Origin of the sequence: Marinobacter sediminicola (assembly GCF_031157525.1) — a bacterium.
GTDB classification, from domain to species: Bacteria; Pseudomonadota; Gammaproteobacteria; order Pseudomonadales; family Oleiphilaceae; genus Marinobacter; species Marinobacter sediminicola.
The window spans coordinates 188,342-201,964 of sequence record NZ_JAVIXR010000007.1 but is presented as its reverse complement, the minus strand read 5'-3'; the positions used below and the strand labels follow the sequence as shown (position 1 = coordinate 201,964).

Genomic DNA, 13,623 nt, shown 5'->3' with positions numbered 1-13,623 from the left:
TTATAACGAAGCCTGTACAAGATAAGGCAGGCCAACTATGTGTTATTTATGTAACCTGCCCGTTATGATGGGACGATAAAAATTCAATAAGTTCAGGGAAGCGAGGAGCACACCGTGAGTGAAACATCCCCAGGCAATCTGTTGCTGGCAATGCAGAATCCTGCACTGTACCACCACCCGGTAGATGGATTTCAGATTATAGAAACCCACATCTCTCAGGTGATTCTAACGGGCCAGTATGCCTACAAAATCAAAAAGCCTATGGATTTCGGGTTTCTTGATTTCTCCACGCTGGAACTCCGCAAGCATTTTTGCGAAGAAGAGCTTCGCCTGAACCGTCGCTTGGCAGAGCCACTCTACCTCGAAGTGCTTCCGATCACCGGCAGCCCTGAGCAGCCCGTTATCGGCGGCGATGGTGAGCCGTTTGAGTACATGCTGAAAATGCGTCAGTTCCGTCAAAACCAGCTGCTTGACCAGCAGCAGGAAGCCGGCGAACTTAAACCGGAACTGCTATCCAGCCTGGCTAAACAGGTGGCAAACTTCCATAACAGCCTTGAACCGATCGCAGACGACAAGCCGCTGGGCACACCAGAAGCCGTGTACGCGGCCATGCAGGAAAACTTTGACCAGATTCGGCCGCTGATCAGCGATGCCACTCTGCTCAGCCAGCTCGACAACCTTGAAGCCTGGACCCAAACCACCTTCGAGCGCCACCGGGACTTGATCGCACAGCGCAGGGCAGACGGCTATGTACGCGAATGCCACGGCGACCTGCACCTCGCCAACATCACCGTATACGAAGGCGAGGTTACGGTATTCGACTGCATAGAATTCAACGAGCCGTTTCGCTGGATTGATGTGATCAATGACCTTGCGTTTTTGCTGATGGACCTGGAATCCCGGAACGAGTCGGCGCTGGCGAACCTGGTTCTGAACACCTATCTGGAGTACCGGGGCGATTTTGAAGCGCTGCCCCTGCTACCACTCTACAAAGCATACCGTGCCCTGGTCAGAGCGAAGATTGCACTGTTTACCCTGGGTAATCCGTCCTTGAGCGAGCAAGAAAAAGAAGGGTTGATGCAGCACTACCGCGACTACGCCCAACTTGCGGAGGATTATAGCAACATTCCAAACCCCTACCTGCTGGCTACCGTGGGCCTTTCCGCCAGCGGGAAGACCTGTATCAGCGCAGCCATGTCAGCAGAACTGGGCCTGATCCGCCTGAGATCTGACGTGGAACGCAAGCGACTGCATGGGCTCGCGCCATTGGAAGACAGCCAGTCCTCCACCGGGGAAAACCTGTATTCTGCCGAAGCCAACGAAAAAACTTACTCGCGGCTGGCCACGCTTGCCGGCGGCTTGCTCGCTGCCGGGCTGCCTGTAATCGTCGATGCCGCCAGCCTGAAAGAAAAGGAGCGCGCATTGATGGCAGCCGTTGCGGAAAGTCAGGGAGTACCCTTTGCCCTGATTCACTGCGAAGCGCCCGAAGCTTTGCGCAAAGAGTGGGTCCGTAACCGTAAGGGCGACGCGTCAGAGGCCACGGTAGAGCTACTGGACGCGCAGAAGGACTGGTTTGAGCCCCTGACAACTGAAGAAACAAGCTACACCGTGCACCTGCGCAGTGATCAGGAACACGTTGCAGAAGCAGTGGCAGACCGCATACGACAGCACTTTGGCCTGCCAAGCTAAAGAACATGAAAGAAACATAATAAGGAAAAACCATGGACACCGACGCAGTACGTCAAATCAATGACCCGCTCTACGAAATGCTTCGCAAGGAAGATGTTACTGCGTTCAATGCTGAAAAACTTGCGCGAACTGATGATCTGCCAAGCTTCGCTCGCGGCGACTTTCGCGGGCTCGATTTACGCGGGCTGGATGCAAAAGGTCTGGACTTCCGGCACGCCTACTTTCGCGGAGCAGACTTGCGGGGCATCAACTTCGCACGCTCTGCCATGGAAGGCGCAAGCATTGCCGGCGCTAAAATTTCTGGATGTTTTTTCCCCCGTAGACTTGAGGCATCCGAAATCGTGATGTCGCTGAACCATGGCACACGGATGCGGTACAACGCCGAAAAATGAGCGACACACAAACAAACCCTTGGCAGGCAGTGTGCGCCCGGGCAGACTTAAAGGCAGGGCAGTTTATTGAATGTTCGCTGCCCCGGGCCGAAGCCGGTCTTGCAACATATTCCGACACCTTGCCGCCGACCGGCTTTGTATTCCTGGATGGTTCAACGCCAAGAGCCTACCTGAATCAATGCCCTCACATGGGCGTTGAGCTGAACTGGAAACCCGGAAGCTTTATGGATTCCGACAACCTGTTCCTTCAATGCTCAACCCACGGCGCCCTGTTTAAGCCCCGGGACGGCGAATGCATAGCCGGCCCCTGTCAGGGCGACGCACTCACTCCGTTGGATATTCGAGTGGTCGAAGGCGTTGTCGAAGTCAAATTTCCAGAATAACCGGGACAGATTCCGACAGAGCCAAACCACCCGTCGGATTACCATCCTCACCCATAAGATTTGCCCGATAGGCTAAAACCTCCACGCCAGCATCGCACGCCTGCCGCAGCAGTTGGCCATAATGGGGGTCGATGTGATCCGCCGGCCGCACCGTTTCAATCCCCGTATGATTTACCACGAAAAGCAGAACAGCGCGGTCACCTAGCGCCACCTGAGCCATGAGCTCTCGCAAATGTTTCTGCCCTCGGGTAGTGACCGCATCGGGGAAGAAGCCCTGACCGGATTCTTCAAGGGTGGCATTCTTCACCTCTACCCAGGCATCGGGCTCGGAGTTGTGGCCAGACAGCAGCAGATCTATCCGGCTTTTCTCCTCGCCGTACTTCACCTCGGACCGGACATGGCTGTAGCCGGCAAGTTCATGAATGCGCCCCCCTTCAATGGCTTCACGGGCCTGCGCATTCGGTCTGGCTGTATTCACACACGCCAGCATGCCAGGTGCCGTTTCGACAAGCTCCCAAGTGAACGGCAATTTGCGCGCGGGGTTATTACTACGACTTAGCCATACCCTGCCATCGGGAGGCTGACAGCCCAGCATGGAGCCGGTATTAGGGCAATGGGCCGTAACCTCCTCGCCATCTGGCAAACGCACATCAGCCAGAAAGCGTTTATAGCGTCGAATTAAGCGTCCTTCAATCAAAGGTTCCGGGAATTTCATGAGCTCTCCAAACACCAAGTACGTATCATAGGGCTGGCACCTCCGTGACTTATCTGCTATTTTCCGCAAAATCCCGTTTTAGGACGACCGCTTCATCCAACTAAATAACCGCGCCGCGGCGGGGGCTGGCGCGCAGGGAAGCTCGGTGTCCTTGTAAGGAATATAAAAAGAGGCCTGGTCATATGGCAACCACAGCAGACCAATCACGCGAACGTTTCACCAACTTCACCCCTTACGAAATGAAAAAGGGTGAAGACTACATGAGTGCTGACATGCGGGAGCACTTCAAAGAGCTGCTGCTGCAATGGAAGCAGGAGCTCATGGAAGAAGTGGATCGCACTATGCACCACATGCAGGAAGACGCTGCAAACTACGCGGATCCCAGCGACCGCGCAACTCAGGAAGAAGAGTTCAGCCTGGAACTGCGCACTCGTGATCGCGAGCGCAAGCTGATCAAGAAAATTGATCAGACCATCGATCGTATCGACAAAGACGACTACGGTTTTTGCGACCAGTGCGGTGTAGAAATCGGCACCCGTCGCCTTGAGGCGCGCCCGACTGCAACACTGTGCATCGACTGTAAAACTCTTGCCGAAATCCGCGAGCGCCAAACTGGCATCTGATACGGCAACCCCCACCTGGCCGGCGCAGCCTGATATGGCCCAGCCGGCCACTGTGTCCACTCCATGATCACACCACGGCAATACCGAGGTCGTTTCGCCCCCTCACCTACTGGCCCACTGCACTTTGGTTCGCTGGTTACTGCTCTGGCAAGCTACCTGGAAGCCAAATCACAAAACGGACAATGGCTGATCCGCATTGAGGATCTTGACCCTCTGCGGGAACCTCCGGAGGCCACCGGGCAAATTCTGAATAGCCTTGACGCCCACGGGCTTTTTCCAGACGAACCGGTCGTTTTTCAGTCTCGCCGCCATTCAGTCTATCAGGCAGCCACCGAGCAATTGCTGAGTAACGGTTTTGCATACCGCTGCATGTGCTCGCGCAAACAGCTTGAGGCACACCGCGGCAGGCATCCACTACGTTGCAGGGATCACAACAGAAAATACGTCGACCAGCCTTTTGCCATACGCTTTGCTCTCAGGGACGAAGTCTGCCACTGGCAAGATCAATTACTGGGGCCGCAAACACACATTGTTCGCGCAGAAATCGACGACCCGGTAATTTTGCGCAAGGAAGGCTTTTTTGCTTATCAGCTCGCAGTGGAAGTGGACGATATCGAGCAGGGCATTACTGATGTGGTCAGAGGCTCCGACCTGCTGGACATGACAGCTCAGCAGCTACAGGTATACCGGGCACTGGGCGCAACACCCCCACGATGGCTGCACATACCTGTAATTGTGAACGAGCACGGACAAAAACTCTCCAAACAGAATCACGCACCGGCTCTGGACAATCTTAATCCGGTGCAAAACCTGTTTTCCGCGCTGGTTGCTCTCAATCAACAGCCACCGCAATTCTTGCTGTCCGGATCGCTGGAAGATCTTCTGGAGTGGGGTCGCATCCACTGGAATAGAGGGGCCGTTCACCTGACATCCCGGTGACTGCCGTGGTATAAAGCCTGTCACAATCCTCAGCGCGGATCGCATGCCGGATGTATATCTATCGCCTGGTTTTTTTGCTGGTTCTGGCCATCTATATTTTTTCGCCCAACATTCTTGACTGGTGGACCACACCAGGGAATGCCTGGTACAGCCCCTTTGTAATCTGGGCCGCTCTTATTGCCGTCGGCTTCTGGCTTGAGTGGCGACGGGACCCCAATGAGTTTTAGTGCTCCCGGGCTGCTCCTTGCCAGCCTTCTCTACCTTATGCTTCTGTTCGGCATTGCCTGGGTAACCGAGCGCGGCATTATTCCCCGACACTGGGTACGCCATCCGCTGGTATACACTCTCAGCCTCGGCGTCTACGCCGGCATATGGGCGGTCTATGCTGCTGTGGGTCTGGCTGCGGAATCCGGATACGGTTTCCTTGCGTACTACCTGGGTATCAGTGGCGCCTTTTTACTGGCGCCGGTACTTCTCAACCCGATCATGAGAATTGGCCGGGCCTACCAGCTCACTTCTCTTGCCGATCTGTTCGCCTACCGCTATCGCAGTCAATGGGCAGGAACACTGGTTACCCTTTGCTCAGGCCTCGCGATCCTGTCACTGCTGAGTATGCAGATACAGGCGGTATCGACATCAGCCAGCATTCTTGCCCCGGATACTTCTCCCCACCTGATCAGCATTATGTTCAGCCTGATTGTTGTGCTCTTTGCCATGCTCTTTGGCGCGAGACGCAATCAGGAAATGGAGAACCACCCCGGACTGGTCGTAGCCATTGCGTTTGATTCCCTGGTCAAGCTGGTCGCCCTGTTGGTGATTGGCGGCGTTGTGCTTTTCACTGTTTTTGGCGGCATGGGCGGACTCGAAACCTGGCTGGCGGGCAACACTACGCCTGCAACCTCCATGTCTATGAGCATAGACGACGGCAGCTGGCGGGCACTCATGTTGATGTCTTTCGCAGGGGCATTGGTGTTACCCCACATGTACCACATGACATTCAGCGAGAACCCTTCACAAAAGGCGCTAGCCAAAGCCAGCTGGGGGCTTCCGTTCTATTTATTACTGCTGGGCATCCCGGTACCATTGATTCTCTGGGGTGGTCAGGAACTGGCGGTAACCACCGGCCCCAACTTCTATACGCTGGGGATTGCTCAAGCACTGGAAAACCCGGCACTGACCCTGTTCATGTACATTGCCGGACTATCGGCCGCCAGCGGCCTGATGATCGTCAGCACACTGGCATTAGCCGGCATGGTTCTCAACCACGTTGTTCTGCCCCTGAAAACCCCCAAGGATCAAGGCGACATATACCGCTGGCTACAGTGGGTTAAGCGCATGCTGATTGCCGCAATCATCTTTTTGGCTCTGCTGTTCCATGAGACCCTTGGCAAGAATCTGGACTTATCCATTCTCGGAGCAATATCTCTCGCAGGCACACTGCAACTGCTGCCAGGCGCGCTGGGGGTCATATACTGGCCAGAAGGGAACAGGCGAGGCCTGATTGCCGGGCTGCTGACCGGTTTAGCCATTTGGCTGATCACCCTGGTACTGCCCTTCTCCCACACCGCTAACCTGCTGGGCTGGCTGAACGCCCCCATAGTGCCGGATTACGGCAACTGGCACATATTCACGTTTGTCAGCCTTACCGCAAACATAATTGTATTTACCCTGACGTCAATATTGAGCTCCAGCTCAAATGACGAAACCAGTGCAGCCCAAGCCTGCTCCATGGGTGCCCTATCGCGCCCCCAGCGCCGTGAATTACTGGCAAGCTCGTCAGACGACTTCGAACGCCAGCTAGCCGAGCCCCTCGGCCGAGATGTAGCCAAACGCGAAATAACGCGTGCGCTCGGGCAGCTGAAGCTGCCAAACGTGGAATACCGCCCGTACCAACTACGACGCCTGCGCGACCAGATTGAAATCAACCTATCGGGCTTGCTTGGCCCATCGGTGGCCAGGGATATGGTAAAACGCCACCTGGGCTTCAAACCGATGACCCGCGGCAGCAGCGCCCAGGATATTCGCTATGTAGAGCGCGCACTGGGTGATTACCAAAGCCAGCTCACAGGGTTGGCCGGGGAACTCGACACCCTGCGCCGGCACTACCGGCAGACCCTTCAAAACCTCCCTATACCTGCCTGCTCTGTGGGCGAAGACGGCGAAATACTGATGTGGAATCAGGCGATTGCCGAGCTCACCGGCATCACGGCCGATGAAGTTGTCGGCGCCCGACTGATGACCCTACCGGATCACTGGCATCACCTACTCGACGACTTCAACCGCGGTGAAGACCTGCATCGCTACAAACACCGCCTGGATCTGCGAGGCCGGCCACACTGGCTAAACCTGCACAAAGCGGCCTTGAGCGGCCCCGACCACCCGGATGGTGGCAGTGTTATTCTGGTTGAAGATCAAACTGAAACCCGTTTGCTGGAAGACGAACTGATGCACAGCGAGCGACTCGCCTCCGTGGGGCGCTTAGCTGCAGGCGTTGCCCACGAAATCGGCAATCCGGTTACGGGCATCTCCTCTCTGGCGCAGAACCTGAAGCTGGAAACGGACAACCCGGATATCCTTGAAACCGCCAGTCAGATTCAACAGCAGACGCGCCGCATATCAGCCATTCTGCAATCACTGATGAACTTTGCCCGCACTGGCAATCATTCCAGAACCAACCGATACGAACCTGTTAGCATCCGCCGTTGCGTAGAGGAAGCCAGCAACCTTCTCTCTCTCAGCGATAAAGGGATGGGCATTCGCTACATTAACGATTGCCCCGACACCCTGCAGGTACTGGGTGACGAACAACGGCTTGTACAGGTTTTTGTTAACCTGTTGGCCAACGCCCGTGATGCCTCTCCAGACAGAGGCTCAATCCAGGTGACTGGCAAGCAAGACGGCTACTCGGCTATCATCGAGATCATTGATCAGGGCTCGGGTATACCCGAAGATCAGCTTGATCATGTCTTCGAGCCCTTCTACACCACTAAAGCCTCCAACAAAGGAACGGGGCTTGGTCTATCGCTGGTTTACAGCATTATTGAAGAACACTATGGGAACATTCAGGTTGAAAGCCCGGCCAATGCTCAAAGCGGGCTTGGTACCTGTGTACGATTGAAGTTACCCGCTTACGAGCCGGAGACAGACTCCGTCACCACCCGCCCGAACGAAAGGTACTGAGACTGCCATGCCCCGTATTTTGATCGTGGAAGATGAAGACATTATTCGTTCCGCCGTTCGCAAACTGCTATTGCACGCGGGCTACGAAGTTGAAGATGTCGGCTCTGTAGAAGAGGCCGAACAAAACCACGATCCTGACCAGTTCGACCTGATCATTTCAGATCTGCGACTCCCGGGCGCTGCTGGTACAGAGTTGATCAACCGCGCGCCAAATACGCCAGTGTTAATCATGACCAGCTACGCAAGCCTGCGCTCAGCGGTAGACTCCATGAAGTTGGGAGCAGTGGAATATATTGCCAAGCCCTTTGATCATGATGAAATGCTGGCAGCGGTAGAAAGCATTCTCGCTCGTACTGCGCCGTCCGGCCATGACCGTGACACCGATGCCACCGCGGCCCCGGAGAACGGTGACCCTGCAAGCATCATGTACGGCCAGTGCGAGCCCATGCAAAGAGTGTTCACTCTTATTCGAAAGGTGGCACCGACCGAGACAACCGTGCTTGTTCAGGGGGAGTCGGGTACCGGTAAAGAGCTCGTTGCTCGCGCGCTTCATCTCCTCAGCCCCCGCGCCACAAAACCGCTGATCTCGGTAAACTGCGCAGCCATTCCCGAAAGCCTCATCGAATCTGAACTATTTGGGCATGAAAAAGGCGCCTTCACCGGGGCCGTGTCGGCCAGAACAGGTCTGATCGAAGCTGCAGATGGTGGCAGTTTGTTTCTGGATGAAATTGGCGAGCTGCCAGCGGAAGCCCAAGCACGTTTACTGCGGGTTCTTCAGGAGAGTGAAATTCGCAAAGTGGGCTCAACCCAGAGCCGAAAGGTGAATGTACGTATGATCGCAGCCACCCACCGCAACCTGAAAGCAATGACTCGCACCGGCGAGTTCCGGGAAGACCTGTACTATCGCCTGAATGTAATGCAGATACGCATTCCGCCGCTGCGGGAACGCCAGAGCGATATTTTAGGTCTTGCCCGACGCTTTCTTATCACCCAGGGCAACAAAGTGGGCCGACCAAACCTGAACCTCAGCCCCGAAGCCATGCGAGCGCTTGAAAGGCATCGTTGGCCGGGTAACGTGAGGGAGCTGGAAAATGCCATCGAGCGCGCCAGCATTCTGAGCGATGGGGATATCATTACGCCGTCACTGCTAGACCTCGATAGTGAGGGTGGTGACGAGTACATCCCGGAATCACTGGTGGCAGGCAACAATGAGCAACTAACGGCCCGGGAACCCGATAGTGCAAATGACCTTTCCCTGGAGGACTACTTTCAGCATTTTGTGCTGGAAAACCAAGATCGCATGAGTGAAACCGAGTTAGCTCAGAAGCTGGGCATTAGCCGGAAATCCCTTTGGGAGCGTCGACAGCGCCTTGGCATTCCCCGGAAAAAGACCTCTGGAAACTGACATCTTTAAGGGACGTGAATGCCCCTCTTTACAAAAGCCATAGTATGAACCACGACTCAGACGTTACCGCCTGTTCCTCTTGGTAACACTTCCCACTAAAACCACAGGTAGTGGGTAACACTTATACCGGGTACGGGGTAACACTTACACTGATAAATTTTTTAACCTACTGTTAAATAACGATATTTAAATGTTGGCACACCAACTGCAACCTATTTAAGCGCACGACAACAAAAACAACAGTGACAATGCAGCGCCTCAACAAAAACAAAAAGCTGCGGGAATGCGTTCAGTAACAAAAACAAAAATAGAACGTGAGCGAACTGAGTGTTTTGGGTACTTTGCTTTTTTGGTAGTCCCTTGGCATGGGCAAGTTGTAGAGATGCAAAGAAGAATCACCCTTGAGGTGACGCAGCACCTACCAATAACTTGTTTGATGTCGTTGACTGCTCATTGTGTTCAAAGCTTTCCGTTTGCACTACTGATTAGCCCCGGTTTCGGGGACGCACAGTGGGGTAAAAAAACGAAGAAAAATCCCGAACAAAAATAAAAACAATGCAGATCGTCAACGTTTTGAGGGCGGATTCGTGTAAGCGAATCCGCCTTTTGATTATTCGGGGTATGCAAGATTCCACGGCAAACGTGTGCAAATCCTGCTCAAACCGTTAAACTCTCGGTTTTGCTCAACGCAACCACGGATTTCAATGTCAAAATCACTCTCCTCCATTTTCGAGCAATCCGTCGACAAGCTCCGCTCATTCATCCCCGGAAACGGTAAGAAGAAAGCTCGGGCCTACCAGCGACGGGAGGTTCCCAGGGACCAGCACAATGTATCACGCTCAGTACTGAGCGAGCCCGCCAAAAAGGTTCTCAGCCGCCTCAACAACTCCGGTTATGAGGCGTACCTTGTGGGTGGCGGCGTGCGCGATGTGCTTCTTGGCAAACAACCCAAAGATTTTGACATAGCCACCAACGCCACTCCGGAAGAAGTACACGACCTGTTCCGCAACTCCCGCCTGATAGGCCGGCGGTTTCGGATTGTTCACGTTGTTTTCGGGCGCGAAGTTATTGAAGTAACCACCTTCCGCGGCAATGCAACAGATGCAGATGACAGTAATACTGACGATGATCGCAAAACCAGCGAGCACGGCTTGCTGTTGCGCGACAATGTTTATGGCAACCTGGAAGAAGATGCACTGCGCCGGGACTTTACAGTCAACGCGCTTTATTACTGCATTCGAAACTTTACTATTGTTGATTTTGCAAACGGCATGGAAGATCTCCATAACCGGCAACTCCGGCTGATTGGCGACCCGGAAACCCGTTACCGCGAAGACCCTGTGCGCATGCTTCGCGCAATTCGCTTCGCGGCAAAGATGGACTTTGCCATCGAGCCCGAGACAGAAGCTCCGATCCGGAAACTGGCACCGTTACTGACTCACATTCCTCCAGCGCGCTTGTTTGAAGAAGTTCTGAAGTTGTTTTCCGCCGGTTACGGCGAAGCAACCTACGACCTTCTCACCCACTACAATCTGCTGGAACCATTATTTCCTGAAACGGTGAAAGCCATCGAAGCCGGGGAGCCGGATGAACTGATTCGTCAGGCACTGCGCAATACCGACAGCCGTATAGCCCAAGGCAAGTCCGTTACCCCCTACTTCCTGTTTGCCGCCATGCTCTGGCCTGCATTGCAAAGAGAGTGGAACCATCGCCAGGATAACGGCGACCCGGTGCAGCCTGCTCTGCACGGCGCAATTGGCAAGGTCATTGGCCGCCAGGTACAGGCCACCTCTATACCCAAGCGTTTCTCGGGCCCCATGAAGGAAATCTGGGAGTTGCAGATGCGCCTGCCTCGCCGTCAAGGCAAGCGGGCCTTTGTAACCATGAGCCACCCAAGATTCCGTGCAGCCTACGACTTCTTGCTGGTTCGGGAAGACTGCGGCGAAATCGAACCCGGCCTGGGCCAGTGGTGGACAGAGTTTCAGCGCATGGATGAGCGCGGGCAGGAGCGCATGCTTTCAGAGCTCAGCAGCGACGCACCTAAAAAGCGCCGTCGCCGCAAGCCGGTCAAACGGCCAGCCCCCTGATGAGAACCGATGCCTTTATTGGCTTGGGCAGCAATCTGCAAGAGCCGGCAGCCCAGCTGGCAAGAGCGGTAGCAGAGCTGGCAGCCCTGCCCGAGACAACACTGGTCGCGCAGTCGCCGTTTTATGCCAGCAGCCCCGTGGGCCCGCAAGATCAGCCAGACTTTGTTAATGGCGCCGCGTGGATCTCCACCGGGCTTGAGCCCCATGCCCTGCTTGACCAGCTTCAGGCCATTGAACAAGCCCACGGGCGGGAACGCCTGAAACACTGGGGACCACGCACGCTGGACCTTGACCTGCTGGTGTTTGGCGACCAGTTACTGGACGACGACCGGCTTACCGTCCCCCACCGCGAACTCCCAAACAGGAACTTTGTTCTTCAGCCGCTGCTGGATCTGAAACCGGATCTGCAGTTGCCTGACGGCACCACAATCGCTAACTTGAGGGCACAATGCCCTGACAACCGGTTGCGCAAACTTCCGCCTCGGGATTACCCTTAGCAATTAGATAGCAATTGAACGCCGGTCATCCCGGCACGGTCTTGGCCCACCTACCCAAAAGGCAAGGATATTATGGCTGTTACCATCAACACCCTGCTGGAATACAAGCAAAAAGGCGAAGCCTTCTCCGCCCTCACCTCTTATGACTCTACCTTTGCACAGGTAGTCAGCGAAGCCGGCGTGGATGTTATCCTGATTGGCGATTCCCTGGGCATGGTGCTTCAAGGCCACGACAGCACCTTGCCCGTCACCATGGATCAGATCGTGTATCACACCAGCTGTGTCGCCAAGGGCAACCGTGGCTCTCTGATCATGGCTGATATGCCTTTCATGAGTTACGGCACTGTAGAGGCTGCGCTGGAAAATGCCGCCGAGCTCATGCGGGCCGGTGCCCACATGGTCAAGCTGGAAGGCACAGACTGGATGAAAGACACCATTAGCGCGCTCAGCGAGCGAGCGGTGCCGGTATGCGCACATCTGGGCCTTACGCCCCAGTTCGTCAACAAATTTGGCGGATACAAGGTTCAGGGTCGTGATGAAAAATCTGCAGAGCTGATGATCAACCACGCCTGCGAATTGGTCGCTGCCGGCGCAGACGTTATCCTGCTGGAGTGCGTACCCGCGCCCTTGGCCGCCCGCATCGCGCAAGCAGTAACTGCCCCGGTGATTGGCATTGGTGCCGGCGCCGATACAGATGGCCAGATTCTGGTACTGCACGACATGCTGGGGGTTACCACAGGCCGAAAACCACGGTTTGTGAAAAACTTTCTGGCAGAGACAGATTCCATTCAGGAGGCCATTGCGGCCTACGCAAAAGCCGTGCGTGAGCGCACATTCCCCGCCGAGGAGCATACGTTCAAGGCATGAGAACCGTCCATTCGCTGAAAGAACTGCGTGCCATCCTCCGCGGTTACCGCCAGCAGGAAAAAACCATTGGCCTGGTGCCTACCATGGGCAACCTGCATGAGGGGCATATTTCGCTGGTTCGCAAAGCTGCCGAAGCGGCAGACGTTGTGGTGACCAGCATCTTCGTGAACCCCATGCAGTTTGGCGCCAACGAAGATCTTGATACTTACCCGCGCACGCTGATCGACGATCAGAACAAGCTTGGCGAGGCCGGGAACACACTGGTGTTCGCACCCTCTGCTGAAGAAGTCTATCCCGACGGCCTGGCCCGGCACACCCGGGTGGTGGTGCCTGATGTCAGCGATGGCCACTGCGGAGCCAGTCGTTCTGGGCACTTTGAAGGTGTCGCAACGGTGGTTTCCGTTCTGTTCAACATGATCCAGCCGGATTTCGCCGTGTTCGGTGAAAAGGATTTTCAACAACTGGCGGTGATTCGCAAGATGGTGCGGGATTTAATGATGCCGGTTGAAGTTATCGGCGCGCCCACCGTGCGGGAAGACGATGGCCTGGCCAAAAGCTCGCGCAATGGGTACCTCTCGGAAGACGATCGCACCAAGGCGCCGGCCATTTACCAGGTACTGCAAGCCACCGCCGCGAAGATTGAAGGCGGGCGCGATGACTTTTTTGCCCTTGCACAGGAAGCAAGTGAACGCCTGAGCGAGGCCGGCTTGCGCCTTGATTACTTCAACATCGCAAACAGCCAGACCCTGAAGCCAGCCACCCGGGAAGACCGGGACCTTACATTGTTGGCAGCCGCTTTTCTCGGCTCCACCAGGCTGATTGACAACATCTCGATAACCCGCTGAA

At 55.3% G+C, this 13,623-nt stretch carries 13 protein-coding genes; 12 read left to right on the top strand and 1 reads right to left on the bottom strand.

Translation table 11 applies throughout. The features are described from left to right. The first annotated feature begins 150 nt into the window (after window positions 1-150). From RG807_RS11830 to RG807_RS11820, 3 genes are read left to right on the top strand one after another with little or no spacing between them, the layout of a single operon-like run. Window positions 151-1,689 carry a bifunctional aminoglycoside phosphotransferase/ATP-binding protein gene (locus RG807_RS11830; RefSeq protein ID WP_435404674.1) on the top strand — a complete coding sequence of 513 codons (1,539 nt, stop codon included), beginning with the start codon at window positions 151-153 and terminating at the stop codon, window positions 1,687-1,689. 32 nt (window positions 1,690-1,721) lie between these two features. Then, the gene (locus RG807_RS11825) at window positions 1,722-2,081 is read left to right on the top strand and encodes a pentapeptide repeat-containing protein (protein WP_309045063.1); all 360 of its coding nucleotides are present in this window, start codon (window positions 1,722-1,724) and stop codon (window positions 2,079-2,081) included. Next, window positions 2,078-2,464, top strand: coding sequence for a Rieske (2Fe-2S) protein (locus RG807_RS11820; protein WP_309045062.1), 387 nt, complete (start codon window positions 2,078-2,080; stop codon window positions 2,462-2,464). Before RG807_RS11825 ends, RG807_RS11820 begins: the two co-directional genes overlap by 4 nt. Here the strand turns inward: RG807_RS11820 and sfsA are convergent. Next, window positions 2,448-3,179 (bottom strand): DNA/RNA nuclease SfsA, encoded by a 732-nt coding sequence (gene sfsA, locus RG807_RS11815; protein WP_309045061.1) that lies wholly within the window; start codon window positions 3,177-3,179, stop codon window positions 2,448-2,450. The genes RG807_RS11820 and sfsA overlap by 17 nt on opposite strands. Before the next feature lie 182 nt (window positions 3,180-3,361). Between sfsA and dksA the strand changes: the two genes are divergently transcribed. The 9 genes from dksA to panC all read left to right on the top strand — a co-directional run bounded on the left by dksA (window position 3,362) and on the right by panC (window position 13,622). Beyond that, the gene (dksA, locus tag RG807_RS11810) at window positions 3,362-3,802 is read left to right on the top strand and encodes an RNA polymerase-binding protein DksA (protein ID WP_298452730.1); all 441 of its coding nucleotides are present in this window, start codon (window positions 3,362-3,364) and stop codon (window positions 3,800-3,802) included. A gap of 63 nt (window positions 3,803-3,865) precedes the next feature. Next, the gene (gluQRS, locus tag RG807_RS11805; RefSeq protein WP_309045060.1) at window positions 3,866-4,741 is read left to right on the top strand and encodes a tRNA glutamyl-Q(34) synthetase GluQRS; all 876 of its coding nucleotides are present in this window, start codon (window positions 3,866-3,868) and stop codon (window positions 4,739-4,741) included. Window positions 4,742-4,791: 50 nt separating this feature from the next. Then, complete coding sequence (locus tag RG807_RS11800; RefSeq protein ID WP_298452738.1) at window positions 4,792-4,968, top strand: hypothetical protein; 177 nt, start codon at window positions 4,792-4,794, stop codon at window positions 4,966-4,968. Then, window positions 4,958-7,921: an ATP-binding protein gene (locus RG807_RS11795; protein ID WP_309045059.1), complete on the top strand. Its 2,964-nt coding sequence runs from the start codon at window positions 4,958-4,960 to the stop codon at window positions 7,919-7,921. Before RG807_RS11800 ends, RG807_RS11795 begins: the two co-directional genes overlap by 11 nt. A gap of 7 nt (window positions 7,922-7,928) precedes the next feature. Beyond that, the gene (locus tag RG807_RS11790) at window positions 7,929-9,326 is read left to right on the top strand and encodes a sigma-54-dependent transcriptional regulator (protein WP_309045058.1); all 1,398 of its coding nucleotides are present in this window, start codon (window positions 7,929-7,931) and stop codon (window positions 9,324-9,326) included. A gap of 704 nt (window positions 9,327-10,030) precedes the next feature. Beyond that, window positions 10,031-11,413: a polynucleotide adenylyltransferase PcnB gene (gene pcnB, locus RG807_RS11785; protein WP_435404671.1), complete on the top strand. Its 1,383-nt coding sequence runs from the start codon at window positions 10,031-10,033 to the stop codon at window positions 11,411-11,413. Next, on the top strand, window positions 11,413-11,910 hold the full coding sequence (gene folK, locus RG807_RS11780; RefSeq protein WP_309045057.1) for a 2-amino-4-hydroxy-6-hydroxymethyldihydropteridine diphosphokinase: 498 nt from the start codon (window positions 11,413-11,415) through the stop codon (window positions 11,908-11,910). Before pcnB ends, folK begins: the two co-directional genes overlap by 1 nt. A 72-nt stretch (window positions 11,911-11,982) precedes the next feature. Then, entirely contained in the window at window positions 11,983-12,777 is a 795-nt protein-coding gene (panB, locus tag RG807_RS11775; protein WP_298452751.1) for a 3-methyl-2-oxobutanoate hydroxymethyltransferase, read from the top strand. Then, window positions 12,774-13,622: a pantoate--beta-alanine ligase gene (gene panC, locus RG807_RS11770; RefSeq protein WP_309045056.1), complete on the top strand. Its 849-nt coding sequence runs from the start codon at window positions 12,774-12,776 to the stop codon at window positions 13,620-13,622. Before panB ends, panC begins: the two co-directional genes overlap by 4 nt. Window position 13,623: the final 1 nt, after the last annotated feature.